Source organism: Streptomyces sp. NPDC025806 (assembly GCF_055558275.1).
On sequence record NZ_JBVHMU010000012.1, the window covers coordinates 46,514 to 65,197 of the forward strand.

General features: G+C 73.1%; 17 protein-coding genes. 4 read left to right on the plus strand and 13 right to left on the minus strand.

Going from position 1 to position 18,684, the window contains the following annotated elements; translation table 11 throughout:
- Positions 1-118: 118 nt before the first annotated feature.
- The 3 genes from ACZ4E1_RS26235 to ACZ4E1_RS26245 all read right to left on the minus strand — a co-directional run bounded on the left by ACZ4E1_RS26235 (position 119) and on the right by ACZ4E1_RS26245 (position 3,207).
- Entirely contained in the window at positions 119-886 is a 768-nt protein-coding gene (locus tag ACZ4E1_RS26235; protein ID WP_467543374.1) for a GntR family transcriptional regulator, read from the minus strand.
- A 47-nt stretch (positions 887-933) separates the two neighbouring features.
- A complete protein-coding gene (locus tag ACZ4E1_RS26240; protein WP_467543376.1) occupies positions 934-1,827 on the minus strand; it encodes a hypothetical protein in 894 nt (297 codons plus the stop codon).
- Between the two features lie 228 nt (positions 1,828-2,055).
- Positions 2,056-3,207: an ROK family transcriptional regulator gene (locus tag ACZ4E1_RS26245; protein WP_467543378.1), complete on the minus strand. Its 1,152-nt coding sequence runs from the start codon at positions 3,205-3,207 to the stop codon at positions 2,056-2,058.
- Positions 3,208-3,262: 55 nt separating this feature from the next.
- On the opposite strand from ACZ4E1_RS26245, the gene ACZ4E1_RS26250 reads away from it, so the two are divergent.
- Both ACZ4E1_RS26250 and ACZ4E1_RS26255 read left to right on the plus strand, forming a co-directional pair.
- A complete protein-coding gene (locus ACZ4E1_RS26250; protein ID WP_467543380.1) occupies positions 3,263-4,372 on the plus strand; it encodes a Gfo/Idh/MocA family oxidoreductase in 1,110 nt (369 codons plus the stop codon).
- Positions 4,369-4,839 carry a heme-degrading domain-containing protein gene (locus tag ACZ4E1_RS26255; RefSeq protein WP_467543382.1) on the plus strand — a complete coding sequence of 157 codons (471 nt, stop codon included), beginning with the start codon at positions 4,369-4,371 and terminating at the stop codon, positions 4,837-4,839. The genes ACZ4E1_RS26250 and ACZ4E1_RS26255 overlap by 4 nt, the downstream gene beginning before the upstream one ends.
- Positions 4,840-5,067: 228 nt before the next feature.
- Here the strand turns inward: ACZ4E1_RS26255 and ACZ4E1_RS26260 are convergent, their stop codons facing one another.
- The 6 genes from ACZ4E1_RS26260 to ACZ4E1_RS26285 all read right to left on the minus strand — a co-directional run bounded on the left by ACZ4E1_RS26260 (position 5,068) and on the right by ACZ4E1_RS26285 (position 9,955).
- Positions 5,068-5,925, minus strand: a complete 858-nt coding sequence (locus ACZ4E1_RS26260) for a fumarylacetoacetate hydrolase family protein (RefSeq protein ID WP_467543384.1) — start codon at positions 5,923-5,925, stop codon at positions 5,068-5,070.
- Positions 5,926-6,079: 154 nt separating this feature from the next.
- The gene (locus ACZ4E1_RS26265) at positions 6,080-6,853 is read right to left on the minus strand and encodes a YidC/Oxa1 family membrane protein insertase (protein WP_467543854.1); all 774 of its coding nucleotides are present in this window, start codon (positions 6,851-6,853) and stop codon (positions 6,080-6,082) included.
- A 129-nt stretch (positions 6,854-6,982) separates the two neighbouring features.
- The gene (locus ACZ4E1_RS26270; RefSeq protein WP_467543387.1) at positions 6,983-7,300 is read right to left on the minus strand and encodes a DUF6412 domain-containing protein; all 318 of its coding nucleotides are present in this window, start codon (positions 7,298-7,300) and stop codon (positions 6,983-6,985) included.
- Between the two features lie 65 nt (positions 7,301-7,365).
- On the minus strand, positions 7,366-8,877 hold the full coding sequence (locus ACZ4E1_RS26275; protein ID WP_467543390.1) for a sodium:solute symporter family protein: 1,512 nt from the start codon (positions 8,875-8,877) through the stop codon (positions 7,366-7,368).
- Positions 8,874-9,104 (minus strand): DUF3311 domain-containing protein, encoded by a 231-nt coding sequence (locus ACZ4E1_RS26280; RefSeq protein ID WP_467543394.1) that lies wholly within the window; start codon positions 9,102-9,104, stop codon positions 8,874-8,876. Before ACZ4E1_RS26280 ends, ACZ4E1_RS26275 begins: the two co-directional genes overlap by 4 nt.
- Positions 9,105-9,130: 26 nt before the next feature.
- A complete protein-coding gene (locus ACZ4E1_RS26285) occupies positions 9,131-9,955 on the minus strand; it encodes a class E sortase (protein ID WP_467543856.1) in 825 nt (274 codons plus the stop codon).
- A gap of 139 nt (positions 9,956-10,094) precedes the next feature.
- Between ACZ4E1_RS26285 and ACZ4E1_RS26290 the strand changes: the two genes are divergently transcribed.
- A complete protein-coding gene (locus ACZ4E1_RS26290; RefSeq protein WP_467543397.1) occupies positions 10,095-11,144 on the plus strand; it encodes an SEC-C domain-containing protein in 1,050 nt (349 codons plus the stop codon).
- 77 nt (positions 11,145-11,221) lie between these two features.
- On the opposite strand, the gene ACZ4E1_RS26295 is transcribed toward ACZ4E1_RS26290, so the two are convergent.
- Positions 11,222-11,818 carry a DEAD/DEAH box helicase family protein gene (locus ACZ4E1_RS26295; RefSeq protein ID WP_467543400.1) on the minus strand — a complete coding sequence of 199 codons (597 nt, stop codon included), beginning with the start codon at positions 11,816-11,818 and terminating at the stop codon, positions 11,222-11,224.
- Positions 11,819-11,966: 148 nt separating this feature from the next.
- Here ACZ4E1_RS26295 and ACZ4E1_RS26300 point away from each other — a divergent pair, with 148 nt between their 5' ends.
- Positions 11,967-12,392, plus strand: coding sequence for a hypothetical protein (locus tag ACZ4E1_RS26300; RefSeq protein WP_467543403.1), 426 nt, complete (start codon positions 11,967-11,969; stop codon positions 12,390-12,392).
- 139 nt (positions 12,393-12,531) lie between these two features.
- Here ACZ4E1_RS26300 and ACZ4E1_RS26305 read toward each other — a convergent pair whose 3' ends face one another.
- The 3 genes from ACZ4E1_RS26305 to ACZ4E1_RS26315 all read right to left on the minus strand — a co-directional run bounded on the left by ACZ4E1_RS26305 (position 12,532) and on the right by ACZ4E1_RS26315 (position 18,662).
- On the minus strand, positions 12,532-16,029 hold the full coding sequence (locus tag ACZ4E1_RS26305) for a tetratricopeptide repeat protein (RefSeq protein ID WP_467543407.1): 3,498 nt from the start codon (positions 16,027-16,029) through the stop codon (positions 12,532-12,534).
- A 99-nt stretch (positions 16,030-16,128) separates the two neighbouring features.
- Positions 16,129-16,923, minus strand: a complete 795-nt coding sequence (locus tag ACZ4E1_RS26310) for a hypothetical protein (protein WP_467543411.1) — start codon at positions 16,921-16,923, stop codon at positions 16,129-16,131.
- A gap of 518 nt (positions 16,924-17,441) precedes the next feature.
- Positions 17,442-18,662: a serine/threonine-protein kinase gene (locus tag ACZ4E1_RS26315; RefSeq protein WP_467543414.1), complete on the minus strand. Its 1,221-nt coding sequence runs from the start codon at positions 18,660-18,662 to the stop codon at positions 17,442-17,444.
- Positions 18,663-18,684 lie beyond the last annotated feature (22 nt).

The following is an 18,684-nucleotide window of genomic DNA, read 5'->3' on the forward strand; positions in this document are numbered from 1 at the left end:
CCCGGACGGGTCCGGCCGGGAACGGGCCGGTGAACGACCCCCCAAGCTTGGACCAGACCCGTTATCTCCGCGTTACATGCGGAGTTGGGGGCGAGGGCGCCCGATCTCCCTGCGGTCGCTACTGGTTCTCGGCGCCGAGGCGGGTCGTGAAGGAGAAGCGGTCGCCGCGGTAGAGGGTGCGGACGCGTTCGGTGGCGCGGCCCGCGGGGTCGTAGGAGACGCGGTGGATGAGGAGCATGGGGAGGGCGGGCGGGGTGCCGATGAGGAGGGCCTCGCGGGGGGTGGCGAGGACGGTCTCGATGCGTTCGTCGGCCGAGCCGAAGTCGATGCCGAGTTGCTCGTGGACGTAGGAGTAGAAGGAGGAGTCGGGGTCGAACTCGGTGTCGAGGCGGGGCATGCGGGCCACGGCGACGTACGTGGATTCGAGGCCGACGCGTTCGTCGTCGGCGAGCAGGACGCGCTCCATGTGCCAGACGGGCTCGCCGCGTTCGAGGCCGGTCTCGTCGGCGAGCGCGGGCGGGCAGGGGAAACGGTCGAGGCCGATGAGCGTACGGCCGGGGCGGCGGCCCTGGCGGCGGACGCCCTCGGTGTAGGAGGCGAGGGAGAGCGGCTGGGCCAGTTTGGGGCCGGCGGCGACGGTGCCGCGGCCCTTGCGGCGCAGGCGCCCTTCGAGGAGCAGTTCGCGCAGGGCCTGGCGCACGGTCTCGCGGGAGACGGCGTACCGGACAGCGAGATCGCGCTCGGTCGGCAGAGTCTCGCCTTCGGCCAAGTCGTTGACCAGCGCGGTCAGTTGAGCCTTGACCGCGTAGTACTTGGGGATGCGTCCGTGCTCGGGCACGCCGCCGCGCACGGGGGCGCCGGGGTCCAGGTCGTTCGGGTAGTCCACGCGGGGATCGTCGCAGACGTGGGTGAACCGCCGGCGCGGGGTACCGGTCAGCGGTGGCGGGCGGCCGTGCGGCGCCGGAACAGGAGGAGGGCGGCGGCGCCGCCGAGGAGGCAGAGGCCGGCCGCGGCGGCGAGGGTGGCGAGGGGGGCGGGGGGGCCGGTGCGGGCGAGTTCGCCGGCGAGGGCGGTTCCGCCGGGGCGGTCGGGGGTGGCGGCGCCGTCCCCGTCCCGGGCGCCCGTGCCGGCCTGGGCCTCCCCTGACTCCTCCCCTTCGTCCTGCGCTTCGTCCTCTGCCGTGACGATGTCGAAGGGGTAGTGGCCGGACTCCCCGACCCAGTCGCCGTCGTCGGCCCTGCGCTGGACGAGGGCGGCGTCGGCGACGACGTGGTCGGGGCGGGTGTCCTCGCTGAACGCGAGCCGTACGGGCACGGTGACCGTCTCGCCGGGTTCCACGGAGAAGCCGCCGGTGTCGGCGCCGATGACGCCCACGTTCTCGTCCTGGTCGGTGTGTTCGAAGGTGACGGGGTGCCAGCGGGTGCCGTCGCGGAACTCGAGCCGGATGCCGGTGGGGCGCAGCTTCCGGCTGTCGTCCACGAGGACGAGGACGGGGTGCAGGGCGGTGCAGCGGGTGGGGGTGTGGTTGGTGAGGGTGATCGACCAGGTGCGGGGGTCGGCGCCGGGGCGGTAGGTGTCGGGGCCGGCGTCGATGCGGGTGGTGATCGGGAAGCGGGCGGGGGCGCGGGCGGTTTCGCAGGGGGCCGGGGCGGGGGCCGCGCTCGCGGTGGGGTGCAGGGGGAGGGTGAGGGCGGCGGCGGTGAGAGTGGCGGCGGTGAGGGCGAGGGCGGTCGGGCGGCGCAGTCGCATGCGGTTGCTTTGCCTTTGCTGGTCGCGGAGCCGGGTCAGCCAGGCTGGCATCTGGGCGGTGCCCGGTCCGTCCGGCACGCCTGGGCTCCGCCCGGCTCCCCTCGATCGGACCAGTACGACTTTCATCCTGGGGTCGGGGGGCGGGGTGCCGCCGTAGGGGTGCCTGTTGTTGCCGGGTGCCGCGCCGTCGTGGCTGGTCGCGCAGTTCCCCGCGCCCCTGAAGGGCACACTCCGTGCGCCCCCAGGGGCATATGGGGCGCGCTCCGCGACGGGGTCGCTGATCGGACACAGTCCCGCCCCGCAGGGTCAGGTCCTTCGGGATGGGACCGTGCCTGTGCCTCGGCCGAAGAGGGGGGCCAGGATGAGTTGGGCGGCGCCTTCTACCACCAGGGTGGGGCCGCCCGGTGCGGCGCGCACCGGTATCGAGCGGCCTCCGCCGCCGCGCCGGGCGCGCGTCTCGACGACGGCGCCCACGCCTCGTACGAAGAGATCCTCCGCCGCGCTCACCGTCCGGCCCCCGAGCAGCACCGCGTCGATGTCGAGCAGACCGACCAGGTTCCCGGCGCCCTCCCCGAGGACCCGCGCCGCCTCCGCCACGTCGCCGGAGGCCACCGCGGCCAGGCAGATCGCCTCGATACAGCCTCGGTTCCCGCACTCGCACCGCGGCCCGTCCAGCTGGATCACCTGGTGGCCGAACTCCCCGGCCCCGGTCCGCTCCCCCCGGTACAGCGCCCCGTCGAGCACGAGGCCCGCCCCGAGTCCCGTCCCCAGGTGCAGATATGCGAAGGAACGCCCTCCCTCCCCCGCGGCCCCCACCAGCGCGAGTCCGAGCGCCGCCGCGTTCGTGTCCTTGTCGACGACGACCGGCAGCCCGAGCCGCTCGGTGAGCGCGTCGCGCAGCGGATAGCCGTCCCACTGCGGGAACCCGGTCACCCGGTGCAGCACGCCCCCGGCGTGATCGAGGGGCCCCGGCACGGCGACGCCGACGCCGAGCACCGAGTCGCCCCCGGCCGCCTCTCCCTCGGCGAGGAGTTGGTCGATCTCGCAGGCGGCGGTGGCGAGGACCGCGTCGGCCCCCGCCCCCAGGTCCAGCGGAGCGCGCCGCGCGGCGACCACGTCCCCGGCGAGGTCGGTCAGCACGGTCCGCAGCTCGTCGCGGTCCAGGTGCAGCCCGACCGCGTGCCCGGCCCCCGCGACGAGGCGCAGCACGGTGCGCGGCTTGCCGCCGGTCGAGGCGCGCCTGCCCGCCTCGACGACCAGGCCGTCGGCGCGCAGCCGGGCCGTGATCTTGCTGACGGCCTGCGGGGTCAGACCGGTCCGCTCGGCGAGCTCCAGACGGCTGATCCCGGGTTCGCCCGCGGTGCGGAGCAGGTCGAGGACGAGCGCGGCGTTGTGCCCGCGCAGGGCCGCGAGGTTCACCCCCGTACTGGGGCCGACATGGGTGACGTGCGTGTTCACCTGCCCATTGTGCCTCCCGCTTGCACTTTGGCAACACCGTTGCTTAAGTGGAAGCATGACTGGCACGACTGGTACGACTGGCATGAATGGTGGAAGCGGGCCGCTCCGCGTGGGGCTCGTCGGGTACGGCCTGGCGGGTTCCGTCTTCCACGCCCCGCTGATCGCCGCGACCGAGGGCCTCGCCCTCGACACGGTCGTCACCTCGAACCCCGAGCGGCAGGAGCAGGCCCGCGCCGAGCACGGCGCCGCGCTGCGGTTCGCCGAGCGTCCCGAGGAGCTGTGGGCGCGGGCCGGCGAGCTCGACCTGATCGTCCTCGCGTCGCCGAACAAGACGCACGTACCGCTCGCCACCGCCGCCCTGGAGGCGGGCCTGCCGGTCGTCGTGGACAAGCCGATCGCGGGCACGGCGGCCGAGGCACGGGCGCTCGCCGCCCTCGCGGACGAGAAGGGCCTGTTCCTCTCCGTCTTCCAGAACCGCCGCTGGGACAACGACTTCCGCACGCTCCAGCGGCTCCTCGCCGACGGCACGCTCGGTGACGTGTGGCGTTTCGAGTCCCGCTTCGAGCGCTGGCGCCCGCGCCCCAAGGGCGGCTGGCGCGAGTCGGGGAACCCGGAGGAGATCGGCGGTCTCCTCTACGACCTCGGCAGCCACGTCGTCGACCAGGCCCTGGTCCTGTTCGGCCCGGCCGTCTCCGTGTACGCGGAGTCAGACGTGCGCCGCGCGGGCGCGGAGGCGGACGACGACACGTTCCTCGCGATCACGCACGCGAACGGGGTCCGCTCGCACCTCTACGTCTCCGCGACCACCGCCCAGCTCGGCCCGCGCTTCCGCGTCCTCGGCTCCCAGGCGGGCTATGTGAAGTACGGCCTGGATCCGCAGGAGGCGGCGCTGCGCGAGGGTGAGCGGCCTCGCGCGGGGAAGCCGTGGGGTGTGGAGCCCGAGACGATGTGGGGCCGCGTCGGTGCCGGCGAGTCCCCGCTGACCGGCGGCGGCACCCCGGTCCCGACGGCCGACGGCGACTACCCGGCCTACTACGCCGCCGTCGCCGCAGCCCTGCGCGACGGCACCCCGAACCCGGTGCCGGCCACGCAGGCCGCCGCCGCGCTCGACGTCCTGGAGGCGGCGCGACGCTCCGCCCGCGACGGATCGGTGGTGACCCTGTGACCGCGCACGAGACCCCTTCGGTACCGGAACTGGAGGAACAGGAGCGCACCCTGATCCTCGACTCGTTCTCCTACGAGGACGCGTGGCGGCTCGGCACGCTGCTGGTGGAGCTGGCGCGCGGGCGGCAGGCGCCGGTCGCGATCGACATCACCCGGGGCGGGCAGCAGGTGTTCCACGCGGCGCTGCCCGGCTCGACACCCGACAACGACGCGTGGATCGCCCGGAAACGCCGGGTCGTCGAGCGCTATCACGCCTCGTCGTACCTGGTGGGGAGCCGGTTCCGCGCCAAGGGCACGACGTTCGAGGCGTCCTCCCGCCTCGACCCCGATGTGTACGCGGCCCACGGCGGCGCCTTCCCCCTCCGGGTACGCGACGCAGGCGTCATCGGCGTCGCCACAGTCTCAGGCCTCCCCCAACGGGAAGACCACGCTTTGGTGACAGAAGCCCTGGCCACTTTCCTGGCGTGACCGGCGCTCCACCAAGCCGCCCCTGGGGGCGCACGAAGTGTGCCCCCAGGGGCGCGGGGAACGGCGCGAGCAACCACGACGGAGCGGCACCCGGCCACGAGTGAAGCCCCTACGGCGGGAACGGCCGGGTCCCGGGTCAGGGATACGGCGGCCCGGGGCCAAGCTCCGGCAAAGCCCGGGCGCGCCCGGAGACGGCGCCCCCAGGCCCACCCGCCCCCCGGCGGAGCGCTACGCCGGCTTCAGCTCCTGCCGCTGGCGCCCGAGCCCGTCGATCTCCAGCTCCACAACGTCCCCGGCCCGAAGGTACGGCTTGGGCTCGGGCTGCCCCATGGCCACGCCGGCCGGCGTCCCGGTGTTGATGACGTCGCCGGGGTACAGCGTCATGAACTGGCTGACGTACCGCACGACCTCGGCGACCGAGAAGATCTGGTCGGCCGTGCTGCCGTTCTGCTTGAGCTCGCCGTTCACCCAGAGCCGGAGGCCGAGCGCCTGCGGGTCGGCGACCTCGTCGGCGGTGACGAGCCAGGGGCCCAGCGGGTTGAACGTCTCGCAGTTCTTGCCCTTGTCCCACGTGCCGCCGCGCTCGATCTGGAACTCGCGCTCGGACACGTCGTGGGCGACCGCGTACCCCGCGACACAGGCGAGCGCGGCCTCGTGGGACTCGACGTAGCGGGCCGTACGTCCGATGACCACGGCCAGCTCCACCTCCCAGTCGGTCTTCTGCGAACCGCGCGGCACGAGCACCGTGTCGTGCGGCCCGACCACCGTGTCCGCCGCCTTGAAGAAGACGACGGGCTCGGCGGGCGGCTCGGCGCCGGTCTCGGCGGCGTGGTCGTGGTAGTTCAGGCCGATGCACACGACCTTGCCGATCCGGCCGACCGGGGCCCCGATCCGCAGTCCGGCGGCGTCGAGCGCGGGCAGCTCGCCGGAGGCCGCGGCGGCGCGGATCCGGTCGAGCGCGGCGTCGTCCGCGAGCAGCGCCCCGTCGACGTCGGGCACGAGGCCCGACAGGTCGCGCAGGGTGCCCCCGTCGTCGAGGAGCGCGGGGCGCTCGGCTCCGGCGGGACCGACTCGCAGCAGCTTCATGGTGTAACTCCCTCTGATCTAGGAGGAGCCCCGAAGGCCAGGTGCGGCGTCAAGCCATCGGAGGTCTGGTCGATCCTCCAAGCTCCAAGTCCAGTCCGCAAGACCCCGTTCACGGACTGGACCCGCCCCCGGTGCGACCCCGCCCCCGGACCCGCTACAGCGCGGGCGCCGCGGCCCCGGCCCCATACGGCATGTCCCGGTAGAGGAAGGCCCGCTCGACGGCGCTCCAGGTCGTGGACGTCACGATGTAGAGCGCGGCGGCCAGCGGCACGAAGGCCACGGAGAAAAGGGTCATGAAGGACATCAGCGGCATGAACCGGTTCATCGCCGCCATGCCCGGCACCTGCTGACCGCTGCCGTCGCCGGTGGCCTCGGGCCGCGCCGAGAGCGCCATCTGCCGCTTGGTCCGCCGGTAGTTGAACGTGGCCACGGTCGCGACGAGCGCGAACAGCGCCACGTACACGAGCCCCTGCTCGCCCAGCAGCCCGCCGTGCCCGAGCGCGTCCGCGAACCGGCCGCCGAGCGGGGCGCCGCCCAGGGTGTGCCCGAGGAGTTCGTTGGGGTCGCCGCCGATGCTGCGGCTGGAGAACAGGTGGTAGAGCAGGAAGAACGCCGGCATCTGGAACAGCATCGGCAGGCACCCGGACAGCGGTGAGACCTTCTCCTCCCGGTGCAGCTCCATGATCGCCTTCTGCAGCGCCTCGGGGTTCTTCTTGTGCTTCTTGCGCAGCTCGGCGATGCGCGGCTGCAGCTTCAGGCGTTCCCGCTGCCCGCGCGCCCCGGCCCGGGACAGCGGGTGGACGAGGAGGCGGACGAGCGCGGTGAACAGGACGATGGCGGCGGCCGTGGCGGCGCCGTGGAACAGCGGGTCGAGCACATCGGCCAGGCCGGCGACCAGGCTCGCGAAGACGGACATGAACGACGCCAGGATTGACGACATGAGTGGTGAGCCCTCCGGGGGTCTCGTCGTGCCGGGATCAGGAAACGAACTGCGCGGCGTGACGGACTGCGGAGGCGAGGGCCGGTCGGCGGGTCGAAAGGACCGGACCGGGCCGGGTCAGCAGGCCGTCGGGACGAGACGTCCGGGTGCTCGGGGCCGGGTGCGGCCCCGGGCGTCGGGATCGCGCTGGGGCAGGAACGCGGTGCGCTGCTCCCGGTCGCGGATGGCCGTACGGACGCGGGTGCGCGGCACGGCGGGCGCGCTGCGCGCGGCGAGCACGGAGCAGACGGTGAGCGCGGAGCCCACGGCGGCGGTCGCGGCGAGGGCGACGGCCCCGGCGAGACTGCCGGTGTCGACGACGACAGCCTCGACGAGCAGGAACAGCAGGAGCGCGACGGGGCGCAGGGCGGCGCCCCAGGTGTTCTTCCTGTCCATGCGCTCCCCTCCGTTCCCTGTCGGCTGCGAAATCCCTGCTGCGGGTCCTGTTCCCGCTCCGTCAGTTATACAGGCAGCCGGTCGTGCGGCGACGGGTCGATCGGGTCCCGGGCGAGCAGCTCGTGGTCCGGCCGGGGGTCGCGGTCCGCCGGAAACACGTAGGTGATCAGGAGGGTGACGGCGAGGTTCGCGGCGAGGGCGACGATGCCGGCGTTCACCCCGAGCACGGGGTCGTGCTCGCCGAAGACGAGCCCGCACACGACGCCGACGCCGACCGCGAGCCCGCCGACCGCCGCGGCGAAGCTCAGCCGCCGCCACAACAGCCCCACGAGCAGCATCGGGACGAGCTGCGCCATGCCCTCGTAGGAGATGAGGGAGAGCCGGACGAGGGTGTTGGGCGCGGCGTAGGTGAGGATCAGGGCGAGGCCGCCGGCGATGACGACCACGATCTGCGAGCCGGTCTTCTGAGCCCGGGACGAGTCCCGCCACCGGGGCACGAGCGAGAGCACGCTGCTGCCCCACATCGTGCCGATGACCAGCATGAACACGGCCATCGGCACGATCGAGGAGAGTGCGGCGGCGACCCCGATGACGCCGACGGCCCAGGCGGGCAGCGAGTCGACGACGAGCTTGAACAGGGCGAGGTTCGACTCGGCGCCGGTCAGTCCGGGCACGACGAACAGCGCGGCCATGCCGAGCAGCATCGGCACGAAGAGCAGGACGTTGTAGGCGGGCAGCCAGATCGCGTTGCGGCGCAGCGCGTCCGCGTTCCGCGCGCCGAGGTATCCGGCGACGGTGGTCGGGAAGATGACGACGGTCAGCGCGTTGAGGACGGTCGTGGTCGCGAACCAGGCCTGCCCGTACGGGCTGCCCCCGGCGCCCGGCAGCGTCAGCCACGCGCTCTTCTCGTCGACGAGCCGCCCGAGGAAGTCCCCGTAGCCGTCGAAGTAGTGCAGCGGCACGTACACGGCGAGGAAGGCGAGCGTGACGATGACGAGGAGGTCTTTGAGGACGGACACCCAGGCGCTGCCGCGCAGCCCGCTGACGACGACGAACGCGGTGGTGACGGCGAAGCCGACGAAGTAGGCCCAGTTCAGGCTGACGGCGCCGTAGGAGATCGTCGAGACGACGACGCCCATGCCGGTGATCTGCAGCTGGATGTACGGGAGCAGGAAGACGGTGACGAGGATCGCGACGGCGGCGCCGAGCCAGGGCCGCCCGTAGCGGTGGGCGATCATGTCGGTGATGCTGACCAGGCCGTGCGTGCGGGCGTACGACCACAGCATCGGTCCGACGACGTAGCCGACGGCGTAGCCGCAGGACATGTAGGCGACGACGTAGAGGACGGGCGCGCCGAAGTTGTAGCCCCAGCCTGCGGCGCCGAGGTAGCTGAAGCTGGTGTAGCCCTCGCCGGCCATGAGGACCCAGATGAAGACGGCCCCGAGACTGCGGCCGCCGACGGACCACTCGGTGAGCCCGCCGCCGCGCCCCTTGCCGCGTACGGCGAGCAGTCCGAGGGCGACGGTGGCGACCATGAAGGCGCCGAACAGGGTGGTGGCCACGGCCGCGTCACTCATCGCCGGCCCCCTTCGGCTTCCGCTCCCGCTTCCGTACGCAGCCGCTGGTCCCCGCGCCAGGTCAGCCAGACGGCGACGGGCGTGAGCAGCGTCGCCGCGAACAGCCAGACGAAGAGGAAGGGCACCCCGAGCAGGACCGGCTCGACCCGGTTCGCGAACGGGAGCGCCCCGGCGTACAGCACGAAGGGCACGAGGAGCCAGAGCAGGTGGGGCCGTCGCTTGATCACGGACGACGACCTTACTCAGTGGTGATTCAGCGCGGCCGCATGGACCGGAGCGTGCCCCACACCACGAGCCGGTACCGGGAGGTGAACTCGGGGGTGCAGGTGGTGAGCGTGATGTAGTACCCGGGCTGCGCGTACCCGGCGCCGCGCACGACCCGGCTGCGGGGCACCGGTGCGATGACGCCGCCGTCGCGGGCCGAGGTCTGCGCGAGGCCCTTGTCGACGACGTACGTGTAGGTGGCCTGCTTCGTCTCGACGGTGAGGGTGTCGCCGCGGCGCAGCCGGTTGATGTAGCGGAACGGTTCGCCGTGGGTGTTGCGGTGCCCGGCGAGCGCGAAGTTCCCGGCCTGGCCGGGCTGGGCGGTGCCCGGGTAGTGGCCGACGTAGCCGTGGTTGAGCACGCTGGCCTTGCCGACGCCCTGCGCGACGGGCACGCGCAGGCCGAGGCGCGGGATGCCGAGGACGGCGTAGGCCTGGTCCCAGCGGGGAGCCTGGCGGGTGGTGCGGGTGCCGCCGCCGGTCCCGGTGCCGGTGCGCGGGGTGCTGTCCGCGGCGGGGTCGTCGTCCTGCGCGGGCGGCTCGGCGGCCTCCGGCGGCGGCGCGGACCCACCGACGTCGGGCGGCGGGCTCCCGGGCCGCTCCCACTGCCGTTCCAGGGCCTGCACCTGCCGTTCGGCGCCCGCCTTCGCCTGCCGGTTGGTCCACCACAGCTGGTGCGCGACGAACAGCAGGAGCACGAGCCCGAGCGTCACGGCGCCCTCCGCCCCGTTCCACAGGGCGCGGCGCGTCCGCGACCGGCGGGGCGGTGCCCCCTGGGCCACGGTCCGGGGTCGGTCGTCCTCCGTACGCTGCAGCAGCACGCGCGCAGGGTAGACGGCGCGGCCTCAACTCACCAGAGCCGTGCGGGGCGCGGGCGTCTCACCGGTGCCTGTCGCAGGTGTCATCGTCGGGTGATCGGCCCCTCCCCGGGCCCACGGCAGTACCGTGTTCTGCATGCGCCCCGACACGCCTGCCACGCCCGCCGAGAACGACCACGCCGATCACGTCGCGGAAGCCGAGCGCCTGGAACGCACCGCGGCCCTGTACCCCGGGGACGCCGAGCCCCTGTTGTTGCAGGCCGCGGCCCACTACGAACTCGCCGAGTCCCGCGAGCGCGCCACCACCCTCTACGACGGCCTGCTGTCCTCCGAGCACCTGCACAACGGCTCCCTGGTCCGCGCCCTGAAGGCCGCGAACCTGTGGGAGTACGGTCACGAGGCCGAGGCCCGCGCGATCATCACGGGCCTGCGGGCGACCGCGCCGCAGGACCCGGCGCCGTGGGTGATCATCGCGGAGTCCCTGGAGTCGCACGACGAGCTGGAGCAGGCGCACGAGACGTTCACGGAGGCCCTGACGCTGCTGGTGTCCGAGGCCGAGCGGGACGCCGGCGAGGTCCCGTACGCCCGGCATCCGCTGGTCCTGGGCCGGCACCGGGTCCGCCGGCTGCTCGGCGCGGACCACGACGTGTGGGACGCGCTCGCGGACCGCGTGAACCGCGCCTCCGTCTCCCTCGACGAACTCCACGACCCCAAACGCCTGTGGGCCCTCGGCTCGGACAATCCGGCCGACCTCCAGGCCGAGATCGCGCGCCTGCGCGCCGAGTTGGGCTCGTACCGTGAAGCCCTGTCCCGCCCGTTCCCCGTAGCGGTCCTGCACTGGCCCTCGTCCGAGTACGCCGAACTCATCGCCGCGTACCCCGCGCTCTCCTCCGAATACCCGTCCTACGAGGCCCACTTGGCGTCGATAGAGGGTGCGCTGCGGGAGCTCGCCGCGTCCGGCACCCGGAACCTGGGCATCGTCACGGGCACGGTCCCCTCCTACGAGGCCTTCGCCGCGTCCGAGGCCTCCTCCCCCGACGACGCGACCCTCCTCCCGCAGTACGCCACCACCCTGGCCGCCCGAGGCCGCGCCGTCCCGTGGCCGCCGGAGGCGGGGGCGGCGTGCTGGTGCGGGTCGGGGTCGGCGTACGGGGTGTGTCACGGGGTGGTGGGGGCGGGGGCCTGAGGCCCGGCTCCCTGGGGGCGGGGGCCTGACGCCCGGTTCCCTGGGGGCGGGGGCCTGACGCCCGGCTCCCTCTCACGTCACCGGCACCGCGGCGGTGCCGCCCCCATCGGCATCGCCGCGCCCTGCACGCGCTCATCGCCCGCATCACCCCACTTCGCGGCGCCCACCACCTCCCGGGCGATCTCGCCCACGGACCGTCCGTCGGTCACCACCCGCACCGTGTCGGCCGGCGCCCCCTCGTCCAGCATCCGCGCCTTGCGCGCGCTGCTCCTCAGCTCGTCCTCCAGCTCGGAGCCGATCTCGCGTCCCGCGAGGCGTGCCCGGGCCGTCTCGTCCGACGCGGTGAGCAGCACCCGTACGATCCTGACCTCGTCGCCCATCACGCGCCGGAACATGTCCTCGCCCTCCGCGAGCACGCTCACGGTGTGGGTGTAGACGAGGCGGCGGTACCCGAGTTCGGCGTAGTTCGCCCACAGGGCCGCGAGGTTGCGCTCGGCGATCCGCCGGCGCCGTGGGTCCCCTTCGGGAGCGGGGTGCACCTGCGCCATGAAGTCCCCCTCGATCACACAGTGCGGCACGGAGTCCCTCCGCAGCAGCGCCGACACCTCCCACCCCACGGTCGTCTTCCCGACCCCGGCGCGACCACCGATGAGCAGCACCTCTGCCTGATCCATGCGTCACAGCCTCCCTCTCGTCGCTCACCATCCGGCCGCCGGCGGCCCGGCGGCACCAACCATCGCACTCTGTTCAAGGAGCTGACTGACCGTCACCATGAAACTCGCGCCGAGCTTTGGCGCGTGGGCGCATCGCGAGGGGGACGGGATGAGCGGGTCGGGGAACGACACCGAGGGCACCGGTGTACTCATCGTGCTCGGACTGACGATCGCGCTCTCCGTGGCGTGGGCGTACGTCGTCAAGGACCAGGGTGAGCTGATCACCTGGGGCGCCCTGCTGATCGCCGGGATCACCGGAGCGGCGGCGGGCAGTCAGAGCAAGGGCAGCCAGACGGTCGCCCTGACCTGCGCGATCGCCGCGCCGCTCGGCACGTACCTGGGCACGCTGCTCGGCATCAGCCTGATCGCCGTCACCCCGCTCGGCGGCGACTTCAGCGACGCCTGGACCCTCCTGACCGAGCACGCCGGCGAGGCGGCGAAGGTCTTCAAGCTGGAGGCGCAGGACCGGGACTGGGTCTTCCTGTTCCTGTCGGCCCCGGTGGGGTACGTGGCGACGACGGCGATGGACGACTGATCCCGGCGAGGCCCTCACTCGGGGCCGCGTGCCACCCGCCGCGGAGGGAGGGGCCACACGGTCTCCTCCGGCGTCCGCCGGGCGCGGCCGGCGGACCCGGCCGGTGCGGCGGCGCGGATGCGGGCTCGCCTCCTGGACGTCACTCCGCGGACCACTCCGCGGCCCACTCCGCGACGATCGCGCGGCAGCGCCCCGCGCGCCGGGCGGTCGGGCCGTCCGTGCCGGCGAGCTCGGACAGGGTCGCGAGCGTATAGGTGACGAGCTCGCCGTCGGGGGCTGTCGCACGGAACGCCGCGGCAGCGTCCTCGACCGCGCGGTCCGGTTCGAGAAGGAGCGTCCCGAACAGGCCGAAGACCTTGACCGAGTCCTCGTCGTCCACGGGCGTGCGGAGCAGTGCGCTCCACCGCGTCTCGCAGTCCTCGAACCCCTGCACCAGCGTGTCGAGCAGCAGCAGCTCGAACGCCACCTCGTGCTCCTCGACTCCCTCCAGCCCTGCCGCTCGTTCGAAGACTTCCCGTGCGCACGCGTGACGGCCCGCCTGACGCAGCCAGCGGCCGCGTTCGATGACCACCCAGCCCACTTCGGGGCTCATCGCCAGGGCGGCGTCCAGGTCCCTGAACGCCTCCTCGGTCCTGCCGGCCAGACGGTGGGCCTGGCCACGGGACGCCAGGACCCAGGAATCGTTCGGGTCGATCGCGAGGGAGGCGTCGAAGTCCACGATCGCGCGCTCGGGACGGCCGGCGAGCCGGTGCGCCTCACCTCGCAGGGCGAGGACCCAGGCGGACTCGGGGTCGAGGGCCAACGCGGCCGTGTGGTCGCGCACCGCGTCCTCGTAATTCCCCATCATCCGGTGGGCGTTGCCGCGCGAGACCAGGGCCCAGGCGTAGTCGGCGTCGAGGGCGAGGGCCGCGGTGAGGTCCCGCACCGCGGCCTCGTAACGGCCGGCCATCCGGTGGGCGAAGCCGCGCCCCGCCAGGACCTCCGGGTCGTCGGGGGCGAGAGCGTGCGCGGCGTCGAAGTCGGCGACGGCCTCGTCGTACCGACGGGCCTGACAGTGAGTGTTGCCCCGCTCCTCCAGAGCCCAGGCGTAGTCGGGTCTCGCGTCGAGCGCGGCGGTGAGGTCCGCGACCGCGTCGTCGAGCCGCCCTGCCGACCGGTGGACGAGGCCTCTCCTCGTCAGGGCCCAGGCGTAGCGGGGTGAGAGCTCCAGCGCGGCGGTGAAGTGCCCGAGCGCCTCGTCCCACCGCTCGGCGTCCTGGTGCACGGCCCCCAGCTCGGCCAGGATCCGTTCTGTCGACGGCGCGAGGGCCAGCGCGGCGGAGAGATCGGTGATCGCCTCGTCCAGGCGGCCCGCCTGCCGGTGGACGGTACCCCGCGCGGCCAGAGCCCGGGCATTCGCCGGGTCGATCTCCAGGGCGGCGGTCTGGTCACGCACGGCGTCGTCGTAACGGTCGGCCAGCCGGTTCATCTCGCCACGGGTGATCACGTACGCCGCGTTGTGGGGGGCGAGTTCGATCGCGGAGGTCAGGTCGGCGATGGCATCGCCCAGCCGGCCCGCGTCCCGGTGGGCCTCGCCACGCGCCTCGTAGAGGATCGCCTCGCCCGGCATGAGTTCGAGTGCGGCCGTCAGGTCGGCGACCGCCTCGTCGTGACGGCCCGCGTCCCGGTGGACATCGCTGCGGCACGTGAACGCCCACGCGTCGGCCGGGTCCAGCTCGATCGCCGCCGTGAGGTCCGCGACGGCCTCCTCGTCGTGATCCGCGACCCGGTGGGCCTCACCGCGCCACGCGAGCGCCCAGTACGTGGGGGCGAGGTCGAGCGAGGCGGTCAGGTCGGCGATCCCCTGTTCGGTGCGCCCGTGCCAGGCGTGCAGGGCACCGCGGGTCGCGAAGGCGTGCCGCCGGATGTCGGCGGGCGCCCCCACGCGGTCCAGTTCGCGGTCGAGCGCTGCGAGTGCCTCGTCGTCCCGGTCGGCGTGGAAGAGCTGCCGGCAGCGGTGGACGCGGGCCCAGGAGGCCGCCTCGGACGACAGCACGCCGCGCACCAACAGCAGGTCGAGCACGGCGAGTTCGGATGCGGCGGCACGCAGGCGAGCCGCCCAGGTCCGCAGGTCGCGGTCATCGGTGTCCCGGGCCGCCTGCTCCCACGTGTCGACCCACTCCTGCAGTATCGCCGCGGTCCGGCCCGCCGCGTGCACCGTGAGTTCGAGTGCGCCTTCCAGCCCGGCAACCGGGTCCGCGCACATCCGGTGGTACTCCTCGACCAGCCGGTGCCGCCGCCATCGGGCGTCCTGCCACCACCCGTCGGCCGGGAGCCGGTTCTCGATCGCGGCCCGCCATCCCGCCTGCGCCTCGGCGAGCCGCAGATGCGCCGCGGTCCAGCGCTGCGGCGACTCGGCGCGCTGCTGGCGCACCATGCCGGCCCGCACCACGGCGTGGTACTGCTTGAAGTCTCCGTGGCCGCTGACGAACGGCTGCTCGTTCAGCCACCCCCACAGGTGCCGCCCTTCCTCGGGTGCGACCGCGGCGAACACGTCCTCGTTCAACTGTGGCGCCAGCGCGCAGGCCAGCACCGTCTTCTGCTGATCGGCGTCGCTGATCCACCGCACGAATCGCTTCACGACGGCCTCGACGGCGTCCCCGCCGTGCGCCGGCCCTCCGACGTCTGCCTGCTCGGGCGGGGTCAGCGCCAGCAGTTCCACGAGCAGCGGAAGCCCCAGGGACAGCTGGAACACCGCCTCGACGCGGGCCGGGTCGGACACTCCGCGTGCGGCGAGCAGCGCCCGGGTCTCGTCCTCGGTGAACACCTCGAGGGGCAGATCGTTCACGAGGTGCCGCAGCGGTGCCCAGTCCCGCTCGCTGAGCTCCTCCCGCCCCGCGAGCACCACCATCACGTTCACCGGCAGCGGCCCGAAGGCGTCCTGCACCAGGTCCCGTACCCATGCGTCCAGATGGCGCCCGGTCTGCTCCCACGTGTCGAAGAACAGCACCACCCAGCGGTGCTGCCGGCACAGCCGGTCCAGCTCCGTGACGAACGCGCGGGACAGCCCGCTCGCATCGGCGGCCCGCCCGCGCCGGCCGCGGGCCCGGGCGCTCTCCCGCAGCCGGTCGATCCCCTGCGCCGCGGTGTCGGGGTTCGCCATCGAGGTCACCGCCCCAGCCCCGGGGACGAACGACAGTGCCCCGAACGTGGCCTGGGCCACCGCCCGGCTCGACAGCGAGGCCCCACCGGCCCCACCCGCCGGCTCCTCTCCGGCCGCCGCCTGCTCCCTCGCCTGCTGTTCGAACTGCTCGACGGCCTTGTCGAACCCCTTCAGCACCCCGGCCTCACGGGCCATCTGCCGCGCCAGCTCCGTGAGCGCCTGCGGCACCCCGTGCACGTCGTTCTCGTCGACCACCGCGGTCAGCGCCCCGGCCCGCTGCGCGGCCTCCCGCCACTGCCGCAGCAGCGTCGACTTCCCCACCCCGCCGAGCCCGTGGACCGAGAACAGGAAATCCGCGGGGTCACTCTCCGAGAGCGGGTCCTTGGCGAGGTTCTCGCTGAACAGCGAGAGCTGCGCCCGCCGTCCCACGAACTGCGCCTGGGCACGCTCCCGGATCAGCTCACCGCGCGACCGCCGCCGCTCCTGCGCCGCCATGCCTCCACCCCTCGCCAGACCCGCCTGCGCTCCCGTTCTACACCGGACGCGACGGCCGGCGGGTCCGGTACGAGTCACTGTCCCGCCCGCGCTCGGCGATCACCCCCGCGGGCAGTCCATCTGCCCGCGCGCCGCCGGTACACACTCCTGAATCTCCTGGGTGCTGTACTGGTACATCTGGGCGGGGTGCTCGGCGATGCCGTGCACGGAGAAGGGCTTCCCGTTGTCGGTGATGTCCTGGGTGTGGGTCCCGTCCGCGTCGACGTACGTGACCTCGAACGCCTTCCAGGTGCAGTCCTTCGTCCCCGACGTCACCTGCACGCGCAGCCCGCCGGGCGAGGCCCCGTTGCCGAGGTCGATCTTCTTGTGGGCGAAGTACGGCTTGCCGAAGTCGTTGGTGGGCTCGGTGAGCAAGGGGACGTCCGTCGAACGCGTGAGGTCGAACATCATGCCCACGTATCCGCCGTCGCCCTCACCGCGGGCCACGACCACGGTGGTGGCCTTGGCGGGGGTGCACTTCACGCCCTTCGCGCGCATGCCGTTGATGACGAACGCGGCCTTGCGGTCGCTGATCAGGTCCACGAGCCACGCCTGGGAGTAGCCGCGCCACGGCGAACGCATCGAGGGGTTCCAGACGTCGGACAGGAAGACGCCGCGGGCGTGATGCGCCTCTGCGAACGGCCGCAGATCCTTGGGCGGCCCGACGACCTGCGCCCTCTCCGCGTCCGTGAACGGCGCGTCGTAGAGCGATGCCTCGGTGTACTCGGTGTCCGCCTTGACGCTCGCGGTGAACGCGGGTCCTTCCTTGTCCACCTTGTCGTCGGCCTCGCTCGCGACCTTGGCGTCGTGCTCCGAGAAGACCCAGTCGACCCCTTTGGTCACGAGGAACAACACGACGGAACTGACCACGAGCCAGCCCACCCGGAGATAAATCTTCCGGTTCCGCGTACGCCGGTCGGCGCCGGCTGCCTCGGGCAGGACGCTCTGCACGACATCGTCGACGAACGATCGCCGATTCCGGCCGCCGTCATCGGCTCCGGCCGGAGTGCCGGTCCCAGTGCGAGTTCCGGCCGGTCTGCCGTTTCCGGCCGGTATGCCGTCCGAAGGCGCGGCCTCCTCAGGCCCTCGCTCCGCCATAGGTACGTACCCCTACCCGATGTAAGTGACAAGAGAGAAACGGCAGTTGATGCTACGTCACTGCCTCTCCGTCACCCGGATCCGCTGCCATCTCGCGAACGCCTGGGCGCTCGCGTCCAGTTGAGGAGCCGCACCCACTGGCGTAAGCCTGCGCGTACGGATGTGAAGGACGCCCGCCGGGTCACTTCGGACCCAACTCGGATGGTGGTAACCCGTCGGGAGCGGACGCACCACGCTGAGGCGAACGGTCAGATCCGTCCACCCCGAGCGCCGGGTCAGCTCCAGGGACTTGATCTCGTTCCAGGCATGACCAGGAGATTGTTCGGCGGGCCCAGTCCGATGCCGCGACTGTTGAGGGTGAGGTTGTCCTTGGCGGCGCCGAGCAGTCCCAGGAGCCGTACGCCCAGAAGGAAGGCGACGACCGCACACACCACGACCAGCCATATGGGCAGGCCGGCCGGCTCACCCACCACCGCTACGGCGATGAGTCCGGCCACCCCGGCCACGTTGCGCAGGATCTGCAGAAACCAGACGCTTCTGTCGACGAGGTACATCGCGAGCGCCGGGGGCGGGTTCGGCGGCGCTGTCTCGGTCGCCCGCTGCGACGGGCCGTCCGTCCTCGACGGCGGCGGGGCCGCGCGAGGAGGAGGCGGGGCCATGTGAGCAGGAGGCGGCCCGTCGTCCATCACGGTGGCGCCGTGCCCGGGTGCGGCGGCGCCCCCGGCATGCGCTGCGCACAGATCGAGTAGCTGTAGCGGGTTCGGGCGGCCAGAGGGCTCCTTGGTGAGGCAGGCGAGGACCAGGGACCGCAGCGAAGGCGGCACCGTGGAGATGTCGGGCTCCTCGTGCACCACCCGGAACATCAGCGCGGTCGGCTCACCGTGCCCGAACGCGCTGCCGCCGGACGCCGCCACGAGCACCGCGCCGAGGGCGAACACGTCGCTCGCTCCCGTGACCGGCCGCCCGAGAGCCTGCTCCGGCGAGTGGAAGCCCGCGGTGCCGACCACCACGCCGTCGGTCGTCAGCCGGGTCTCCTCGACGACCCGGGCGACCCCGAAGTCCAGGACACGGGGCCCGTCAGAGGCCAGCACGATGTTGGCGGGCTTCAGGTCGCGGTGTACGAGGCCGTGCCGGTGGATCGCCGCGAGTGCCTCGGCCAGGACCGCGGTCAGCCGCCACAACTCCGCCTCGGAAAGCCGCTCGCGCCGCGCCACCTCCGCCTGAAGTGTCGGACCCTCGATGTACGCGCTGGCCATCCACGGCTGCACGGCATCCGGGTCCGCGTCGACCACCGCCGCGGTATGGAAACCGCCGACCTTACGAGCAGCCTCGACCTCCTGCCGGAAGCGCTCCCGGAACCGGGGATCGGCGGCGTACTCGGGCCGGACGACCTTGATGGCCACCAGCCTCTCGGACCGCGAGCACGCCAGATAGACGGACCCCATGCCGCCGCTGCCCAGCAGCCGCAGAACCACGTAGTCCCCGATCCGCTCCATAGCCCCCGCCCCCGCCCCCGCC